Genomic DNA, 19,183 nt, shown 5'->3' on the forward strand with positions numbered 1-19,183 from the left:
TTGGATCCCCGCTGACTAAAGCGTCTTCAACACCGTTATCCAGCCGTGTCCGTCATACACGGACCAACCGTTTAGCCAGCGGCGCAGCATGTTCATCGCCAGCATCGCAACGACTTCCTGATGGGTTTTCAGGCTGTAGCGCTGTACGTTGAACTGTATCGTTTGGGCGAAAGATCCTTCCGGCGTATGCAGCGCTAATGACAGCTCCGCATCGTTCCGGTTTCCTACAACCAGCGCTAACGATGCGCCCTGATGCTCCGCCAGATGGCGGGCATAGTCCACAAGCCCAGACAAGCTGGTATCCTCAACGTTTGCCAGCAGTTCTCCGCCCGCCAGCGGAACATTCGCCGATTGGAGCTGCCAGTTGAGCAATCCTGCCGTGAAGTGTTCACTCACTGCCAGCGTCATATCACGCTCGGCCAGACGCCGTGCCAACTGTGCCGGTAACCCCTCGGTTCCTTCGAAGATGGTATTTTCCCCTGCCACGGTGCGCACCGTTTCCCACAGTTGCTCCATATTTTCCTGCTGGGCAGCAGGGCCGGTTAGCTTCAGCTCGATAATCGGCATAGAAGAGCGGTAGCCCAGCACCACGCCCGGCGGTAACGCCATGCCGTCCAATTGGCTTGCCAGATCGCTCTCGGAGCGACCAAAGGTGGTCAGACGCAGGCACAGCGGGGCATCTGCGACAGCAAAACGCTCGCGCAGGCGCGGCATAATCTGCTGATCGACCATGACCTTAAACTCAGACGGCACGCCCGGCGTAAAAAACATCAGGCACTTGTTCAGTTGCAGCGCAAAACCACAGGCGGTGCCCACCGGATTATCGACCATTTCCGCACTGGCAGGGATTTGCGCCTGTTTGCGGTTGCTCGGTGCCATCACTCTGCCGCGCTCGGCAAAGAACGCCTCCATACGCGCCAGCCATTCCGCGTGCTCAACCAGCCCTTCTCCCGCTGCGGTGGCCGCTGCCAATGCGCTGAGATCGTCGCTGGTCGGCCCCAGGCCGCCGTTCACAATCAGGATATCAGCTATCTGGCTACGCTGCGTTATCGCAGTCACCAGCGCATCGAGATCGTCCCCCACCGTCATCCGGCTGGTCATCGGTAATCCCTGCTGAAACAGATAATCCGCCAGCCAGGCCGCATTGGTATCAATAATCTGACCATGCAGCACTTCATCGCCGGTACATAACATCTCGACCCTAAGCATTTTTTTATTCCTCGTGACGATCCTGAAACCACTTTAAAAAGTCGGATGAACAAACACAATATTTCTTTCAGCCCGCCGAAAAATACGCCACCGCCGACGAGCCTCACTCCAGTGTAAATATAAAATTACACCCCTCGTAACGGCGTTTTGACAGAAATCACTGAATACTCTACCCTGCTGCCAAAAATATCTGGATAGCCACGCTATTTATAGAGGAATAGGTGAAAAATCGTACTCTTGGCAGCATTTTTATCGTTGCAGGCACTACCATTGGCGCGGGAATGTTGGCGATGCCGTTAGCCACCGCTGGCGTCGGGTTTGGTACTACATTGATGATATTAATCGGTTTGTGGGCACTGATGTGTTACAGCGCCTTATTGCTGGTTGAAGTGTATCAACATCAGCCCTCGCACACCGGGCTGGGCACGTTGGCAAAAATCTACCTCGGCCGCTGGGGACAGTGGATCACCGGTTTCAGTATGCTATTCCTGATGTATGCGCTAACGGCAGCCTATATCAGCGGCGCTGGCGAACTGCTCGCCAGCAGTATCAGCCAGTGGAGTGGCTACTCACTTCCATTGTCCGCAGGCATTCTGCTCTTTACGCTGGTTGCTGGCGGCGTCGTTTGTATCGGAACATCCTCCGTCGATTTGTTTAACCGCATCCTGTTTAGCGGCAAAGTACTGATGCTCGTCATCATGCTGGCCGTCATGGTGCCGCATATTCAGCGCGTCAACCTCTTAACGCTACCGCTGCAACAGGGTCTGACGCTCTCGGCATTACCCGTCATTCTGACCTCCTTCGGCTTTCACGGCAGTATCCCCAGCATCGTGCACTACATGGGTGGAGATAGCCGTAAGCTGCGCCGGATATTCCTTATCGGTAGCGTGATACCGCTGATTGCCTATATTTTCTGGCAGCTCGTAATGCTGGGCAGTCTCAGCTCTTCAACATTCAACGCTATTTTGGCCGATCAGGCAGGATTGAATGGGTTGATGCAGGCTATTCGCACGCTGGTTGCCTCACCGCACGTTGAACTGGCCGTCCATCTGTTTGCCGATCTGGCTCTGGCGACCTCTTTCCTCGGCGTGGCGCTTGGATTATTCGATTATTTAGCCGACCTGTTTAAACGTAAAAATAGCATCATCGGGCGCGCGCAAACGGGCTTGCTGACCTTTATTCCCCCGCTGGTGTTTGCCCTCTTTTATCCGCAAGGGTTCGTGATGGCGCTGGGCTATGCGGCGATCGCACTGGCCGTGCTGGCACTGCTTATTCCCGCCCTGCTGAGCTGGCAGGTACGCAAACAGCGTCCTGAAATACGCGCAACGCGCGGTGGCGCGCCGGTCCTGGTACTAGTCTTCGCCAGTGGCGTAGCGATTATCCTGATCCAACTGGCGATGGTCGCGGGCTGGCTACCGTCAATCAGTTAACCTTACGTGCATAAAAAACGCAGGGAGCGTTTTTCAACGTCGCTTGCGACGGCCCAAAGGGTGACGGACAAGGATGTCCGTCATAAAAAAAGAGCGTGAACTCAGCATTCACGCTCTTTTTTGTTTCGAACTTCAGATAGCTATCAGAAGTTCAGACCAACGCCGACATAGGCAGAATCCGCCAGTCTGTTATCTGGGCCGTTTTCACGCGCCATATTGATATAGCGGTAGCCGACATCAACGCTCAGCGGTGCAAACACCTGCCAGCGTACGCCTGCTTTCCCTTCAACATAGTGGTCAACATGGCTGGAGAAGGAATCCGGTGAATAGTAACCTTCACCATACAGCGAGAACTGACGGCTCAGCGGCCACTGCACGCCACCGCCCAGTGCGACGCCATAGCCATCATTGCCGTGATCCTGATTGAGGTACAGCGCTTTGCCACCCAGAGTCAGCTTGAGTGGGCCAACAGGAATGGTGTATCCCAAGCCGAAGCCGTATACATCATTGTTGTTGTCGCCGTGGGCATAGCTCACATTGCCCGCAAGCCCAGGAATGCCCAGACCGAAGCCCGCACTAGCACCAGCGTAATCGCGACCTGCTTCCCCGGAAAGGCTAATGGCATGTACAGAAGCACTTGCAAGTAACAAGCTTCCCGCACAGGCAATCACAAACTTTTTCATTTTCAATATCCTTAAAAACCGTCGTTAAACGCGCGTGTAAAGGTGTTATCGGTGCCGATTCTACCCGAAACGCCCCCTCACTCCAGCATGAAATTGCCCTGAGCAGCGATTTATTCTTTTAATAATCATGAAAGTTTACCTTCAGCGCTGCTGACAATAGCAGCAATAAGCGCCGCCTATTTGCTCAAAAAAGACAAAGTGAACAATAGTAATCGTCATGGATGACGACAAACAGGCAGAAGGAAACGATGATGAGAGAAGGAAAATTAGCCACAGAAAAGCGCGCCACGGCGATGGATGCTCCTCACACGGTAAGTTCCGACAGGCAGAGCCCGATGCGGTTTCAGGACATGTGGTTTCTGGAGAAGCTGGCGCTGTTCGATCGTGAAACCCGCGCCAATAATCAGACCAATCATCCGCGAAAGGTAGCGAAATCCGGCACCAACGCACCGGACAACTAGCCTACGGCCGAGCTGTTCGACCAGTTGTGTTGGACGAATGGTGCATTGCATTGACCCAGCTTTTCACCTGCTGGCGAGAAAGCTTAATCCCACCATTTTTCAGTTCAGCGGGCAGCGCATAATACGCGACCGGACGCTGAAACCCGGCAAGCTGCGGCTGTAGCCAATCGCGTATTGCATCAAGCGTCGTGGCTTGTGCCACCTCCAATACCGCAACAGGACGGTGGCCGAACTCCGCATCGTCAACAGGCACAATGCAGGCCTGTTGAACGTCAGGATGCGCCAACAGTACGGCTTCGATATTCTCGGGTTGAATCCCTTCTCCACCGCTGAAGAATTGGTTATCCAGACGCCCCAGAATATGCCACTCACCCTCGGTAAATAGCCCGCGATCCCGCGTGTGGAACCAGCCGTCATCGTCGGCGAGTGGAATCAGTTTTCCATCACGCCAATAGCCAGCGGCCAGCGTGCTGCCACGCAGCAGAATTTCCTCTTCTACCAGCCGGATCTCTCGCCCATGCAGCGGCATGCCGACACCTGAATGCCCGTCAGCACGTTTCGCGCAGACCGTGGACGCCAGCTCCGTCAGACCGTAGCCACACCAGCAGCTAACGCCTCGCGCTTCTGCCTGTTGCGTCAGCGCCTGTGGGATCATCGCGCCGCCAAGCAATACGGCCTTCAATGCCGAAGGGAATGTCCCCTCTGACAGCAGTCGCCACAGTTGCGTTGGCACCAGAGAAGCATGGGTGCAATCGCGCAGCGCACTATCCAGAGGCTGATGTGCGCGGACAACAATGGTTGCCCCAGTCGCAAGCCAGCGCCAGACGATGCCCTGCCCGGAAACGTGAAAGAGCGGAAGTGACAACAGCCAGCTGTCGCTGGAGGAAAATGCCATCATCAGCACCACACCTTCCGCGCTGGAGAGATGGGCAGCAAATGAATGCACCGCGGCTTTTGGCATCCCACTGGAGCCGGATGTCAGTGTCAGCGTCGCCAGCCGATCGGCCTGCCAGCGTACTTGGTCGATGCTGTGACTTTCTTCGGTATCGCCTGATGGCGAAGCGTCTGATGACAAAGAAATAGAAGGCAAAGAAAGCGTGCGTATCGCATTCGGCCACGGTTTATCATTCAGGCACAGACCATACGCCACATTCAGCGCAGGCAGCAGCGCCTCGGTGAGTGCATCAGGTAACTGTGGGTTCAGCGGCAGCACGCGCACGCCGCACTGTAACAGAGCCAAATAGCTGAACAGCATCTGGACGCTATTTTTCCCGCGTAGCGCGACCGTACTGTCGGCCATCACGCCCTGCTGTGTGAAATGCTCTGCCAGATGATCCACCCGCTGGGCAAGCGACTGCCAGCTCCAGCGGGTTTCGTCGTCAATCAGCGCGATTGACTCATCCAACGGGACAGGCTCATTCAACGAGACAGGCTGGGACGTCTGGTTTGCCCAGTGTCGCCACGGCCAGTCAGTCAGGATTGCCATACCACGTCCAGTTGCTCAGCCGCCAGCAGCGGCAACGTGCTCTCCGGCCAGCGTTGAATCACCTGCGCCTGCATCAGATCCAACGTGTCCAGCCCTGGGATCGTGTCCGGCGTCAGCCAGTGTGCCAAACGTGCCAGCTGCGTTAAGCCTAGGCTGGATTCGATGCTGGAGCTGATCACCGCCGTTAATCCAGCCTGATGCGTTTCCTGCACCAGCTGCTGGCAGCGAGCGAGGCTACCGACCAGCGTCGGTTTGATCACAATCGCGCTCACGCCCGGCTCAGCTTCCACCCGAAAATCCGCATCGCGCACGCTTTCATCCCAGGCAATGCTAATGCCCGTTTCCCGCGCAAACTCGCGAGATTCCTCACGAGTTTTGCAAGGCTCTTCGAGAAAGGCAATGCGCGAACGCAATGACGGCGCGACATAACGAGCGAAGCCGTCCGCTTTGGCACGCGTCCAACTGCGATTGGCATCCAGACGGAGTTTCAGATCCGGCAAGGCTTCCAGCAGCACGTTAACGATCATGCCATCACGCACCGCTTCGTACAGGCCGACTTTGATCTTCGCCACTTTCTCGCCCGGCATCGCCTGTAACATGTCAAACAGCTCGTCAGGATCGCCGCTGCACAATGGCGCTTTGCGATAGTCCGCCGCCTGAGGCAGACGCTGATCCAGCTCGGCCTGCGCACAGCTCAAGCCAAAGGCAACAGAAGGCGGAAGATCGTCAGAAAATGCCGCCCCTGCCGCCCACGATTTTAGCTGTTCAAGCGCGGCTGATTCCGCCTCTGCCAGCGTTTCCACGCTGAACTCTGGCAGAGGCGCGATCTCGCCCCAGCCCAATCGCTCGCCGTCTTGCAGGCGAACGATAAGCCCATCGCGGGTTTTCAGACGCTGATTGCGCAGCACCACTCCGGCTTCCATCGGCACGCTGTAACGATAGAGAGTGACCTGACGCATTACGGATTCCGTTTGAATTTGCTGAAGTCAGGCTGACGTTTTTCGTTGAACGCGTTACGGCCTTCTTGCCCTTCGTCCGTCATGTAGAACAACATGGTGGCGTTACCCGCCAGTTCCTGCAAGCCAGCCTGACCGTCGCAGTCCGCGTTCAGCGCCGCTTTCAGGCAGCGCAGCGCCATCGGGCTGTTTTGCAGCATTTCACGGCACCAGCGCACCGTCTCTTTTTCCAGCTCTGCCAACGGAACCACGGTGTTAACCAGCCCCATATCCAGCGCCTCCGCCGCATCGTACTGGCGGCACAGGAACCAGATTTCACGCGCTTTTTTCTGACCCACGATGCGCGCCATGTAAGAAGCGCCCCAACCGCCGTCGAAAGAACCGACGCGTGGACCCGTTTGACCGAAGATGGCGTTCTCTGCCGCAATCGTCAGGTCACACATCATGTGCAGAACGTGTCCGCCACCGATGGAATATCCCGCAACCATCGCGACAACCGGCTTCGGACAAGTACGGATCTGACGCTGGAAATCCAACACGTTCAGGTGATGCACACCGCTGTCATCCTGATAACCGCCGTAGTCGCCGCGTACTTTCTGATCGCCGCCGGAGCAGAATGCCTTATCGCCCGCGCCAGTCAGGATGATCGTCCCGATGCCGTCATCATGGCGGGCATTATCGAGCGCCTGAATCATCTCTTTTACCGTTTGCGGACGGAATGCATTGCGAACCTGAGGACGGTTAATGGTGATTTTGGCAATGCCATCGATGGATTTATGGTAGAGGATATCGGCGAAGTCGCCGCTGCAATCGTGCCATTCAATCGGTGCGTAAAGCAGATCTTCACTCGGATAAAGCATAGTTATCAATCCTTAACGTGATGCAAAAGAAAAGAGCGAACCCGCTCGGCATAGGCCGTTGGATTCGCCTGATGAGCATTATGACCCGCCTGAGCCACGCTCAGTAACGGCAGGCCGTATTGCGCCGCCAGCGTTTGAAACTTCACGTCGCTGGCACCGCATAAGTAAACAAAAGGTATCGACAGGTGCCGGAGGCGTTCCGCCAAAAAAGGCTGTTGCCCCAGCGAGGTCGCTTCGAGCATTGCCGCAATGGAGGCACCGTAATTCACGCTGCGGCGCGCGATCAGTTGTTCACGCTGCGCTGAATCCAGATCGGCAAACACCGCCTGCTGATACCAGTCCTGCAAGACCGCCGGCAGCGGCTCCTGACGAAAGCGCTGCGCCCAGCGTGCATCATGCTGGATACGTTCCGAACGCAACTCCGGCGTTGCCAGACCGGGATGGCCGCCTTCAACCAGCAGCCCCAGCATGCCGTCATGCTGTCCGTTGCAGGCGTGATACATCGCGATACGCCCACCGAGCGAATAGCCTAGCAGCCAGTAATTCTCAATGCCTTGATCCAACAGCGTCTTACTTAACTGGCGGCTGACATCGGCAAAATCTGTTGTGGAAATCGTTCGCGACGCACCGTGTCCGGGTAAATCCACCAGCAGCACCGGCCAGTCACGACAAAACGGCAAAACAGGCAGCCAGTCTTCGCCACTGCCTAATAAACCATGCAGACACACCAGCCACGGCTGCCTCGGCGCCACCGCGCCATGCGTCACTTTCCGGCAGCTTAGCCTCTGAAAATCTATCTGCTGAAAATCTAATGCGCCCACGTCGCCACCTGAGCGACCAATTCATTGAGCGTTTCTGCGCCGTCTTTAGGCTCAACCACCACTTCCAGCAGCGTGACGCCACCCTGAGTCCAGCAATCCGCCACCGTGTCTGCCAGTTGTTCCCAGCTCTCGGCACGTACGTAATTCAGGCCAAACATCGCGGCCGCGTGGCCGAATTCCACATTTTGCGGCATGCAGTAAAACGTTTCACGCTGCGCAACCGGCGTCGGCAGCAGGGAAAATATCTGGCCGCCGTTATTGTTCACCACGATCAACACCAACGGTGCGGGAGCCTGACGCAGCAGCGCCAGCGCATTCAAATCGTATAACGCGGAAAGATCGCCGACGATGCCAAGCGTGGCTTTTGACGTGGCACGCTGTACACCAGCCAGCGTGGAGATAAGACCATCAATGCCGCTGGCACCGCGATTACCGTACACCGGATATCCCTGCGGGAGCTGCGCCAACGCATCGATCAGGCGAACCACAAGGCTGTTGCCGACAAATAGCTGTCCATCCGGCGGCAACAGCGCCGGTATGCGCTGCGCCAGTTGCGCCTCACCAAAACGGGAAGCCAGATGCGCGTCGATCTGCCGCTGCGTTTTGTCGGCAATATCCGCCAACAAATCCGCCCACGGCGCTTGTTTGTGTGCCGGATGCGCAGACAGCCATTCGCCCACATCCGCCACCAGACGACGCCCGCGATGGTGAGCTGGATCCAACCGTCCCGGCAAATCATCAATTAACCAGAATTCTTGCGGCTGGCACTGTTCCTGCCATTGCAGCAGACGCTTACCCGTCAGGCTGCCGCCGAACTGCAGGACAATGTCCGCCTGCCGTAAGCGATCCGCCGCGTCAGGATGCGCCAGCCAAATATCCGCACAGGGTAACGGCTGCCCGCTTTGCGACAGGACGTCGCCAATCAACGGCCAGCCCAGTTCGTTCGCCCACGCAGCGAGTCGCGCGCCTTGTTCAGGCGTCACGCGACCGGCAAGAACAACGCCCCGCTTCTGTCGCCACTGCGGCCAGTCCGACTGCACCGCCAGCGTACTCTGACGCATTTCACGCAACCAAGGTTCACGGCTGTTCCACCAGTCGCCCAGCGTCATCAGCCAGTCCTGATACACCGTGCCGTCATCGGCACCGTACAGCGGTTCAGCAAAGGGGCAATTAATGTGCAACGCGCCGTGCGTCAATCGCGCCATTGCGCTATCCACAGAGGAAACCAGCCAGCTAGCCGGAATGTCGGGCGTGGGGCGCGGCAAATCCAGCGCCAGCGTGGGGTGTGAAGCATACAGTGCATGTTGGCGAATTGCCTGATTCGCACCGCAATCAATCAGTTCCGGCGGTCGGTCGGCCGTCAGAACCACCAGACGTTCACCGGTCAGCCCAGCTTCGATGATGGCTGGATAAAGGTTCGCGGCAGCAGTGCCTGACGTCACGATAATCGCAACCGGCTCACGCGACGCTTTTGCCAGCCCCAGCGCCAGATGCCCGAGCCCCCGCTCATCGAAATGCGTGTGGCAAATCAGTGCGTGATTGTCCGCCGCAGACAGCGTCAACGGCGTAGAGCGCGAACCAGGCGCGATGCAGACATGCCGGACACCGTGGCGGGTCAGCGATTCCAGCAGTAATGTAGCCCAGCGGCGATTAAATACACTTGTTGACATGTTGTACTCAACAACTCAGGTTGCAGGTTATATCCGTTATGCTTCAAGCCGCCTTCACGCAACTCGAATTATTTAGGGTATTAAGCAAATAATAATGATCAAACTGTTGGCGGTCTGGTGCCCTTCAGCAAACATCGAGATCAGCCTTATTATATTTTTTTTTCTCACGCTGACTTTGATATAAACCAGTACCTCGCACAACAACCATAAAACAAAACTATGACATATCACCGTCTAACAGGGATCTTAGCCCCGCTGCTTTGTTTTCTAACTCCTGCCATTCTTGTTCTGGATCAGAAGCCGCCACAATTCCGGCACCGGCATAAAGCGTTAAAACATGATCCCGCACTTCGGCCGAACGTAGCGCCACGCTGAATTCAGACTGCTGACGCGAAAGGTAACCTGCGGAACCCGCATACCAGCCGCGTTCAAACGGTTCATGTTCAGCAATAAAACGGCGAGCCTCTTGCCTCGGCAGGCCCGCAACGGCTGCCGTGGGCTGTAGCGCATTCAGGCACGCGCTATCGGATGCGGTGCGCAGCGTGGCGTGAATAGTACGGCGCAGATGCTGTACTTTACGCAGGCGCACAATTTCCGGCGGCATGACATCCAGCGACAGCGCGGACTGCTGTAACCGCTGACAAATATCATCCACCACCAACATGTTCTCACACTGATTTTTAGTGTCATTCATCAGCCAGTCGGCCAGTTCAGCGGCTTTGCGCGCATCGCGATCGCTTGCCACCGTCCCCGCCAGCGCCTCCGTTTCCAGTTCACTACCCCGACGGCGATAAAGCCGCTCTGGGCTGGAGCCGAGAAACGCATGACGCGCATCGTGCGCCAGCATGAAATGGAAACAGTGGTGATTTGCCGCTCGGCTGGCGGCCATAAAGGTGGTGGCCTGTAGCGGCTGCGTCAGCGTTAGCGTGGTCGCGCGCGCCAGAACCACTTTTTCCATCAGCCCGGCATTGATGTCATGCAGCGCACGGTGGAGCAAATCAATCCACCCCTGACGCTCCGGCTGATGCCCGACGGATTGCACTTCCGCATGCAAAAGAGGCTGCGACGCGGGTGGCAGAAGCAGGTTAATAAACGCCGAGGCTTCAACGGCATCCTGCTGCAATGAGGTGTCACTGAACAGGTTAATGCTGAGGCTGAGCATCTCATCCTGACACCGCAGTTCTGCACGAGGCAAAAACAGGTAGCCAGATGACGCAGCGCCGTCCTCTCTCGTTTGATTAAACGCGTTCAGCCCCCAGATGCGCACATCGGGATCGCATTGCTGCTGAACGAGGAATGCCTCAGCATCCTGAATGTGGCGAAACCCGCACACGTTGCCGCACACGGCGGCTTCTTCACGATCCTGACGATGCTGCCAATAGAACTGGGGGTACACTGGCTGGGTCGCCAGCCACGGCAATAGCTCAGACGCGTCGCTGAGGGTCAACGAACGCGTTATTTGTCTGAAACCTGCGCGTTCAGGCTGTGGCTCGCGCAAATCCTGCTGCAGATGCCGCAGCAAGTCGGAAAGTTGTTTCACCGTTACCCCGGAGACCTAACACAAAGTAGGGGATTATACGGGAAAAAAACACGCCGTGGGTGAGAGGTTACACAAGACCAACAGGCTACCCTCAGCAGGGTCGCACTTTTTATGACGTGCCATCCCTGGCCGTCACCCTTACGGGCCGTTGCTGACGCAACGTTAAAAATTTCTCCCGGCAATTTTTTATGACGTGCCATCCCTGGCCGTCACCCTTACGGGCCGTTGCTGACGCAACGTTAAAAATTTCTCCCGGCAATTTTTTATGACGTGCCATCCCTGGCCGTCACCCTTACGGGTTATCCTCATGACCATAATGGTGAGCATGGACTGAAATCGCACCAAACGGCAAAACGGGTCACGCACATCGCTCTAAAATCCTCTTCCATCATCATTATTGCTTCAATTGACCGATTCTTTTGCCGATTATCTAATCGGCATTTTTTTGCCCGCTCCACGGCCCCAAGCTTCCCTTCTTCCCTCGCACCAAAACCGCACACCAGGATTCTTTCCATTCAGACCGCTAATTATGGTAAAAATAGGCCCTTGTTACGTCGACCGGATAGCCTCATTCAGGATGAGTACAACACTGAATTCCAACCCGTTATGCATTAATCAGAATCTGCCAGGCAAGAAAGCACAGGCAGCCACGCGCCTCGTTTTCTTTGTTGCGGGCTTTGCTATGGCTGCTTGGGCGCCGCTGGTGCCCTTTGTCAAAACGCGGCTGGCTATCAGTGATGCCTCTCTGGGGATGTTGCTGCTTTCTCTCGGTATTGGCTCGCTCTTAGCCATGCCGCTGACCGGTTTCCTCACCAGCAAGCTAGGGTGCCGCAGCGTTATTTTGCTGGCAAGCGCGCTGCTTTGTCTGGTATTGCCCGCGCTGACGCAGGCAGAAACGCTGCCTCTGATGGCGATAACGCTGCTCTTTTTCGGCGCGTCCATGGGCATGATTGATGTCGCGATGAATATTCAGGCCGTTATCGTGGAACGGGCGAGCGGCCGGGCGATGATGTCCGGTTTTCATGGCTTCTTTAGCATCGGTGGGATTGTCGGCGCAGGCGGTGTTAGCGCCCTGCTGTGGCTTGGCCTGTCTCCGCTAATGGCAATTCTGGCGATTGTCGCACTCATGCTGATAGTGATGGCAACAGCGCACAAACACCTGCTACGCACCACAAATCAAGATGATGATGGCCCGCTGTTTGTCATCCCGCGCGGCTGGGTGATGTTCATTGGCTCACTGTGCTTCATCATGTTCTTAGCCGAAGGATCCATACTGGACTGGAGCGCCCTCTTTTTAACGGTTGAACGCAACCTGAGCGGCGCGCAGGCAGGCATGGGCTATGCGGCGTTTTCCGTCGCGATGACGCTAGGCAGGTTGAATGGCGATCGTATTGTTAATGCGCTCGGCCGCTACGCAATTCTGACCGGCGGCAGCCTCTGTGCCGCACTCGGTCTGGTGTTAACGATCAGTATTGATAATGCAATCACCGCCCTTCTTGGCTTTGTGATGGTGGGCATCGGCGCATCGAATGTGGTGCCGATCCTTTTCAGCGCCGCGGGAAATCAAAAGATCATGCCGCCGAATCTGGCCATCGCCTCCATTACCACGGTGGGCTATGCAGGTATTCTGATCGGCCCGACTATTCTTGGCTTTATTGCACAGTTCAGCAATTTGGCTACCGCATTCGGGTTTGTCGCACTGCTATTGCTAGGCGTTAGCGCCAGCGCACGTGCCGTTATCCGCTAATCAGGAGCGTTAATTGATGCCAGCCATGATTCTGCGTTATTTTTCACTCCTTACGGTGCTCTCACTCCTGATTACCGGAACGTTCGGCTATAACTACATCAACGATTTGCTGACGGACAAAAAACATTCGCTGACGACTATCGCTCAGGGCATACAAAAACGCGTCGATACCTATCGTTTTTTCACCTATCAAATATACGGCAGCCTAAACAGCGAACCAGCCGCTAGCGACGCCAACATTAGCGCCATTAATTTAATGCCGAATGTTTTCTATGTAGAAAAAAACGGTCAGAAAACGGACGCGCTGATTTTTGGGCAACACGATAAAGGGACGCTCACTTCGGTTCGCCGGATATCACGTTACCTCGATATTCTCTGGGGCGCGGAGAATAGCGTCTATTCCATGTATTACCTGAATGGTATCGACAACAGCCTGACGATGATTTCCACGCAGACGCTGAAAGATATCTCCTCGCAGTTCCGTGGGAATTATATTACGGTCATCGCCGAAGCCCGCCGTACGGAAATGCTGCAACAGGCGAATGTGTTAGACGAGCGCGAAAGTTTTTCCCCGCTGCGTAAATTACGCTTCTATAACGACTACTATTTTACGCTACGCACCACATTCAATCAGCCGGGCCATCTGGCGACGATTCTGGCGTTCGATTTACCGATTAACGATTTAATCCCAGACACCATTCCGCGTGAGCATCTTATGCTGAAGCCGGATACGCCGGCGGCCAGCAATATGGACAACAATAACGGCGAAGGCACGGCTGACGTTCAGCTTCATGGCTCGAATATTGAAATCTCCGCCACGCTCGTGAATGCGCCGATAAAAATCGTTTTTCAGGTGCCGATAAAAGTCCTGATTATTGATTCATTACGTAATAACGTCTGGCTTCTGCTGCTGAATCTGGTTCTGCTGAGTGTGTCTATCGTCGGCTTTTATCTTTTCCGTCGGCAGTATGCGCATCCCAGAGAGGATGTCTCGCATCAGTTGGAAAAGACGCTGGATATTTACCGCGAAACAACGGGAAGAATCCCGATGGGCGTGCTAGTTTATGATTTCAGCAACAATAAAGTCGTTATACAGAATGAGCGCGCAGAGCAGCTGCTTCCGCACCTGAGCCTGCAAAAAATCACCAATATGGCGGACGAGCATCAGGGCGTCATTCAGGTCACGATTAATAATGAGATGTATGAAATACGCCAAATCCGCAGCCAATATTCGCCTGACTATTGCCTCTTCCTGCTGCGTGAACAGGATAAAGAGATTCTGGTACAGCGGAAATTGCTGCTCGCCCAGCGTGAATACGAAAAGAATATTCATGCCAGAAAACGGTTATTCCAAAACCTGCTCAGCGAATTCAAACAACCGCTGATTTCACTGCGACAGCATATTCATGCGCTACGCCACAGCGAGACAGCAACCGTACCGACACCCACGCTGGATCAGCTAACGGCGGATACCCGCTGCGCGATTGAGCTGCTGGAAAATATTGCCTTGCACGAAAAGCTGGAAGCGCAGGAATGGAATGTGGTCAACGAGAGTTTTTCACCGCTGACGGTTATCGACCATGTTCTCCTTGAGCTGCTGCCACGATTGAATCAAAAAGGTCTGACCCTATTCCATCATTACAATCTGGATATGAATCAAACCTACGTGGGCGATGCCGAGCTGTTGAAAAAGACGCTGGCGCTGTTGCTGAATTATTCGGTGACCAATACAGATTACGGCAAGATTACGGTATCGATTGATAGAAAAAGTAATGAGTCGGATACGCTGATTATTCAGATTAGCGATACGGGTACGAATGTTTCAGGCAAAGAGCAGGAAAATATTCGGCACCCCTTCCTGCATCCTGCAACTTCCGATCGTTTCGGACAAAATTCAGGATTGACCTTATTTTTGTGCAATCAACTCTGTAATAAACTGGGCGGCGCGTTAACTATCAACAGTAAGGCCGGATTAGGCACACACTATATTCTGACGCTAAAACTGGAGCCAGAAGCGCTTCCCGTTGAGGAAGAAAAACTGCTGGATGGTATTACCGTTCTGCTGGATGTGACGTCTGATGAAGTACAGCATATTGTCGGCAATATGCTGACGGGCTGGGGTGCGAATTATCTGGTTAGCGATGAACGCCAGATTAATCAGGAAGCGGATATCTGCATGACTGACGACCCAGAGAAAAAAGCAGATTATACGCTGCTGTTGAGTCATGACGATGACACAGTAACGCCTTTGGGCCCGCGCCGTTTGCGGGTGAATTATAATATCAGCCACCTCCTGCTGGAGGCATTACTTAAGCTGATTGAGCTACAACTGGAAACATCACCCGATGCGCTACAGGAAGGGGAACCGGATAATGTTGAATTTTATGCCGAACAATTGGCAGCAAGCGACTATTATTCGCTGTTCGTGGAGACAGTACCGGATGATTTAAAGAGGCTGTATACTGAAGTGGAAGCAGGCGATTTCCCGTCGCTTTCGCAGACGGCACACCGGCTGAAAGGCGTGTTTGCCATGCTTAATCTGCATCCTGGCAAACAGTTGTGTGAACAGCTTGAACAGCATATTACCGCGCATGATAGTGAACAGATCGAGGCTAACCTTCATGAAATTGAGTGGTTTGTCAGTGCATTACTATCCCCAGTAGAACCTAAAGGGCAGCAAGGTAGCCAACAAGATGAGTAACCAAAACGATGAGTAACTTAAACGTAATTATTGCCGACGACCATCCTATTGTCCTTTTTGGCATCAAAAAATCGCTTGAGCAGATTGAATGGGTCAATGTGGTTGGCGAATTTGAAGACTCAACAGCGCTGATCAATAACCTACCTAAGCTGGACGCTAATGTTTTAATCACCGATTTATCCATGCCAGGCGATAAATACGGCGACGGTATTACCCTCATTAAATACATTAAGCGCCATTTTCCCCACCTTTCTATTATTGTTCTTACCATGAACAATAATCCGGCGATTCTGAGCGCGGTGCTGGATTTGGATATCGAAGGCATCGTACTGAAACAGGGTGCGCCGACCGATTTACCCAAAGCGCTGGCTGCCCTGCAAAAAGGGAAGAAATTCACTCCGGACAGCGTATCCAAAGTGCTGGAGAAAATCAGCGCCAGCGGCTACGGCGACAAACGTCTGTCCCCGAAAGAAAGTGAAGTGCTGCGTTTGTTTGCAGAAGGCTTTTTGGTTACCGAAATCGCCAAAAAACTGAATCGCAGTATCAAAACGATCAGTAGCCAGAAGAAATCAGCGATGACTAAGCTGGGCGTCGAGAACGATATCGCCCTGCTGAATTACCTGTCCTCCGTTAACGGCGGCGCGACGCAGGTAGACTAAGCATCTCCCCTCCTGCACCGGCAGCCGCTGGTGCAGGTTATTCCTCGGATGTTCTCGCCTGACGCACCACGTTACTGTAATGCGCCAACGCCTGCTGCAACGTATCCAGCGTAACCGGTTTTGACAAACAGTGGTCCATCCCAGCTCCGAGGCAACGCTCTCTTTCTTCCGCCAACGCATTTGCCGTCACGCCGATAACCGGGAAACGTAACCCCTGCTCGCGCATACGCCGTGTGAACAAATAACCATCCATATTCGGCATGTTGACATCCGTCAGCACAATATCAATATGGTTCTTACTCAACACACTCAGACCATCTACGCCATCATTCGCCGTCATTGCCTGATAGCCCAGAGAGCCTAGCTGATCCGCCAGTAGTCGACGATTGATCGGGTGATCGTCAACCACCAGAATCATAATGTCGCCATTCTCAGCTCGCACATAGTTAGTCAGCGGCGGCGAAATCTCTGTACGAGTCTTATCCTCGTTCTCTGAACGATAGATTTTTTCCAGCAAGTCCGGCAGATGTTGAGGTGTGGACGTCCCTTGCACCCAGTGCCCGTCGCTGACTTCCTGCGCCGACCCGGTATGCGCGCCGCTCATCACGATATGCGCCCGAACGTTAACGGCCTCTTCCGACACGAAATCGCTAATCATCACATCATCAGGCGACACGGTTTGGTTCTGGTAACGCGCCACCTGCAACCCTTGCTCCTGCAACAGCGCCAGCAGATAAGCCTCAAGCCGGGCATTGCGTATCCTCAACCAGCACGTTTTCCCTTGCAGGCTGGCGTTGATCGCCGCTGGTGCATAGCGCGCTTTATACAGCGGAATTCTGACGCCAAACAGGCTGCCAAGCCCAGGTTCCGACTCAATGGTAATGTCTCCATCCATCAGATTGACCAGCTTTTCACAAATCGCCAGCCCTAAGCCCGTCCCCTGAAAATGACGCTGAACACCGCTCCCAGCCTGGAAGAACGGATCAAACAGCTTCACCGCCTCGCGAGGCTGAATGCCCACGCCAGTATCACGCACTACAAATTCCAGATAACCATCGCGGCAGCCGACTTCGAAAATGATGCAGCCCGTGTCCGTAAACTTGATGGCGTTACTCAGCAGGTTAGATAACACCTGCTGCAAACGTACGGGATCGCCGAATAGGCTGACCGGTACATTGGGATCGATAAAGCAGTACAGCGTCAGGCGTTTCTTGACCACCAGCGGGAGATAGTTGCTGGTGATGTGGCTGATGACTTCATGCGGTGCAAACTCACACGCTTCGATCTTCAACTGCTCAGATTCAATCTTGGAAAAATCGAGGATATCGCTGATGATTTTCAGCAGCAGTGAGGAAGAGTTGTTCATCGCGGCAACCAGACGGTTGGCATCCTGCGGCAACGATTTGGTTTGCAGTAAATCGAGGTTACCGATAATCCCGTACAGCGGCGTACGCAATTCATGGCTGACGGTGGCAAGGAACATCGATTTAGACTGGCTTGCCTGCTCGGCGGCATTCGCCATTTCCTGTAGCGACTCTTCCATTTTGACGCGCGCGCTGACGTCCAGCAGCACACAAATTGCCACGTTTTCATTACGATAGCGCGAATGGACAAAGCTGATTTGCAGGTGATGATTGCGGCTGGTCATGACATCCACAAACTTGGACTGCTGCTCGCAAATGATGCGGGTAATTCGCAGCCTATCCTCGTGGGTAAGCAGGTTGAGATAGTTGTGCGCCAGCTCGTTACTAAGGATGTTCGTGCCGTCATTAATACGCAGGATACAAATGCCTACGGGTGCCGATGCGACAATCTTGCGGTTGAATTGCTCGTTTTCTTCCAGTTGGAACGCATTGATTTCCGCTGGCAATAGCATTTTCCGCTCAAACACCAGCGCCAGCACAAACAGCAAGATAGCCGATAGCGTATTCATCACCAGCATATTGATCATCAATGCGCTGATATGGGAGAGCAGCACCTTCAACGGCAGCGAATACACGATGCTGAATGACGTCGGCGACAGCGACTTCTTCAGAATGAGTTCATCATACCCATTCACATAGCCAAAATAGTTATGATCGGAGGGATAGCCATCTACCGAAGAAGCGTACCGCTCTTTATCATCGGAAAACTGCAAAACCACCTGATTATATTGATCCAGCAGCCGGGCACTGATCGGAAATTTACCCATGGTGACGAAGTCATCCAGACGAATCGTCTGTTCAATCCCCATGATGACTTCCAGCTTGTTATCCACATAAATCGGTGTCAGCGCATATAAATAGCCAACATCGGGGATAGAGGCAGGGGTAATCCAATAGACCGTTTCATCGCGTCCAGTTTGAGTGCGACTCTTCTTCTGATCCTGAAACCGATCCTGCACATTTTTAAGCAGGTTATCACGGTCGAGCGACTGGTTACGGATGCCAAAATCAACCATACAGCGCCGATCGCCGCCGACAAAAAAGACCCGATTAAGATCGTAGACGGCAGAGAAATTATCCTGCCAGCCGTTGAAAAAATGGCTCAATGAGAGCAGCGCTGCATTTCCGCCATATTGCGTGGAACAGGTTGCACCGGGAGCCAGTGAATAAACAGAAACACCGGGGCCCCCTTCCGTTGGCGGCTCTGCCTTTTCTCTTGCCAACATCAGGCGATTTGCCGCCAGATACTGGAGTTCACGCACAATATCCGATGCGTGTCGGATGTAACCCTGCGACTGATCAAAGCTGAGGTTATACTCCTGCCGCAGCTCTGATTCTTTTTCATTCAATACTTTAGTGACATAAAAAACGGATATCAGCGCGCCCAATACCCACAGCATGACCGCCAGAACCCGAAATAAATAGCGGGACACCTTTAATGTGGTCTGGAATGAGGCGAGATATTTCAAATGGATACCGTTGAATAAGGGAAGAACCAGTTGGCTGATACACTACCGAGAGTCGATAAAAAAAGCC

The 19,183-nt window shown here is 54.1% G+C and carries 14 protein-coding genes; 5 read left to right on the top strand and 9 right to left on the bottom strand.

Annotated features, from left to right (window positions below):
* Positions 1 to 15 precede the first annotated feature (15 nt).
* Entirely contained in the window at positions 16 to 1,209 is a 1,194-nt protein-coding gene (locus QWJ20_RS04800; RefSeq protein WP_433991978.1) for a nicotinamide mononucleotide deamidase-related protein YfaY, read from the bottom strand.
* A gap of 221 nt (positions 1,210 to 1,430) precedes the next feature.
* Between QWJ20_RS04800 and tyrP the strand changes: the two genes are divergently transcribed.
* On the top strand, positions 1,431 to 2,639 hold the full coding sequence (tyrP, locus tag QWJ20_RS04805) for a tyrosine transporter TyrP (protein ID WP_433991979.1): 1,209 nt from the start codon (positions 1,431 to 1,433) through the stop codon (positions 2,637 to 2,639).
* A gap of 143 nt (positions 2,640 to 2,782) precedes the next feature.
* Here the strand turns inward: tyrP and QWJ20_RS04810 are convergent, their stop codons facing one another.
* The gene (locus QWJ20_RS04810; protein ID WP_039472451.1) at positions 2,783 to 3,322 is read right to left on the bottom strand and encodes a YfaZ family outer membrane protein; all 540 of its coding nucleotides are present in this window, start codon (positions 3,320 to 3,322) and stop codon (positions 2,783 to 2,785) included.
* A 248-nt stretch (positions 3,323 to 3,570) separates the two neighbouring features.
* On the opposite strand from QWJ20_RS04810, the gene QWJ20_RS04815 reads away from it, so the two are divergent.
* On the top strand, positions 3,571 to 3,783 hold the full coding sequence (locus QWJ20_RS04815; RefSeq protein WP_433991980.1) for a catalase: 213 nt from the start codon (positions 3,571 to 3,573) through the stop codon (positions 3,781 to 3,783).
* Between the two features lies 1 nt (position 3,784).
* Here the strand turns inward: QWJ20_RS04815 and menE are convergent, their stop codons facing one another.
* The 6 genes from menE to menF all read right to left on the bottom strand — a co-directional run bounded on the left by menE (position 3,785) and on the right by menF (position 11,116).
* Positions 3,785 to 5,269 (bottom strand): o-succinylbenzoate--CoA ligase, encoded by a 1,485-nt coding sequence (menE, locus tag QWJ20_RS04820; protein WP_433991981.1) that lies wholly within the window; start codon positions 5,267 to 5,269, stop codon positions 3,785 to 3,787.
* Positions 5,257 to 6,228, bottom strand: a complete 972-nt coding sequence (gene menC, locus QWJ20_RS04825) for an o-succinylbenzoate synthase (protein WP_433991982.1) — start codon at positions 6,226 to 6,228, stop codon at positions 5,257 to 5,259. The genes menE and menC overlap by 13 nt, the downstream gene beginning before the upstream one ends.
* A complete protein-coding gene (menB, locus tag QWJ20_RS04830) occupies positions 6,228 to 7,085 on the bottom strand; it encodes a 1,4-dihydroxy-2-naphthoyl-CoA synthase (protein ID WP_039486044.1) in 858 nt (285 codons plus the stop codon). The genes menC and menB overlap by 1 nt, the downstream gene beginning before the upstream one ends.
* Positions 7,086 to 7,090: 5 nt before the next feature.
* Positions 7,091 to 7,906, bottom strand: a complete 816-nt coding sequence (gene menH, locus QWJ20_RS04835; RefSeq protein ID WP_433991983.1) for a 2-succinyl-6-hydroxy-2,4-cyclohexadiene-1-carboxylate synthase — start codon at positions 7,904 to 7,906, stop codon at positions 7,091 to 7,093.
* Complete coding sequence (gene menD, locus QWJ20_RS04840; protein ID WP_433991984.1) at positions 7,894 to 9,576, bottom strand: 2-succinyl-5-enolpyruvyl-6-hydroxy-3-cyclohexene-1-carboxylic-acid synthase; 1,683 nt, start codon at positions 9,574 to 9,576, stop codon at positions 7,894 to 7,896. The genes menH and menD overlap by 13 nt, the downstream gene beginning before the upstream one ends.
* A 217-nt stretch (positions 9,577 to 9,793) precedes the next feature.
* Positions 9,794 to 11,116 carry an isochorismate synthase MenF gene (gene menF / locus QWJ20_RS04845; protein ID WP_433991985.1) on the bottom strand — a complete coding sequence of 441 codons (1,323 nt, stop codon included), beginning with the start codon at positions 11,114 to 11,116 and terminating at the stop codon, positions 9,794 to 9,796.
* Positions 11,117 to 11,693: 577 nt separating this feature from the next.
* Between menF and QWJ20_RS04850 the strand changes: the two genes are divergently transcribed.
* The 3 genes from QWJ20_RS04850 to rcsB are packed head-to-tail and all read left to right on the top strand — an operon-like array spanning position 11,694 to position 16,223.
* Positions 11,694 to 12,863: an MFS transporter gene (locus tag QWJ20_RS04850; RefSeq protein WP_095993978.1), complete on the top strand. Its 1,170-nt coding sequence runs from the start codon at positions 11,694 to 11,696 to the stop codon at positions 12,861 to 12,863.
* Between the two features lie 16 nt (positions 12,864 to 12,879).
* Positions 12,880 to 15,564 (top strand): phosphotransferase RcsD, encoded by a 2,685-nt coding sequence (rcsD, locus tag QWJ20_RS04855; protein WP_433991986.1) that lies wholly within the window; start codon positions 12,880 to 12,882, stop codon positions 15,562 to 15,564.
* A gap of 8 nt (positions 15,565 to 15,572) precedes the next feature.
* Positions 15,573 to 16,223, top strand: coding sequence for a response regulator transcription factor RcsB (rcsB, locus tag QWJ20_RS04860; protein ID WP_005976164.1), 651 nt, complete (start codon positions 15,573 to 15,575; stop codon positions 16,221 to 16,223).
* Between the two features lie 37 nt (positions 16,224 to 16,260).
* Here the strand turns inward: rcsB and rcsC are convergent, their stop codons facing one another.
* Positions 16,261 to 19,116, bottom strand: coding sequence for a two-component system sensor histidine kinase RcsC (gene rcsC / locus QWJ20_RS04865; RefSeq protein WP_433991987.1), 2,856 nt, complete (start codon positions 19,114 to 19,116; stop codon positions 16,261 to 16,263).
* Positions 19,117 to 19,183: the final 67 nt, after the last annotated feature.

Origin of the sequence: Pectobacterium sp. S5, assembly GCF_051707265.1 — a bacterium.
GTDB lineage: Bacteria > Pseudomonadota > Gammaproteobacteria > Enterobacterales > Enterobacteriaceae > Pectobacterium > Pectobacterium polare.

Coding starts and splice junctions, on each gene's coding strand:
- QWJ20_RS04815 (WP_433991980.1), top strand. CDS start 3,571: ATGATGAGAGAAGGAAAATTAGCCACAGAAAAGCGCGCCACGGCGATG.
- menB (WP_039486044.1), bottom strand. CDS start 7,085: ATGCTTTATCCGAGTGAAGATCTGCTTTACGCACCGATTGAATGGCAC.
- QWJ20_RS04810 (WP_039472451.1), bottom strand. CDS start 3,322: ATGAAAAAGTTTGTGATTGCCTGTGCGGGAAGCTTGTTACTTGCAAGT.
- menE (WP_433991981.1), bottom strand. CDS start 5,269: ATGGCAATCCTGACTGACTGGCCGTGGCGACACTGGGCAAACCAGACG.
- QWJ20_RS04800 (WP_433991978.1), bottom strand. CDS start 1,209: ATGCTTAGGGTCGAGATGTTATGTACCGGCGATGAAGTGCTGCATGGT.
- rcsD (WP_433991986.1), top strand. CDS start 12,880: ATGCCAGCCATGATTCTGCGTTATTTTTCACTCCTTACGGTGCTCTCA.
- QWJ20_RS04850 (WP_095993978.1), top strand. CDS start 11,694: ATGAGTACAACACTGAATTCCAACCCGTTATGCATTAATCAGAATCTG.
- menC (WP_433991982.1), bottom strand. CDS start 6,228: ATGCGTCAGGTCACTCTCTATCGTTACAGCGTGCCGATGGAAGCCGGA.
- rcsB (WP_005976164.1), top strand. CDS start 15,573: ATGAGTAACTTAAACGTAATTATTGCCGACGACCATCCTATTGTCCTT.
- menD (WP_433991984.1), bottom strand. CDS start 9,576: ATGTCAACAAGTGTATTTAATCGCCGCTGGGCTACATTACTGCTGGAA.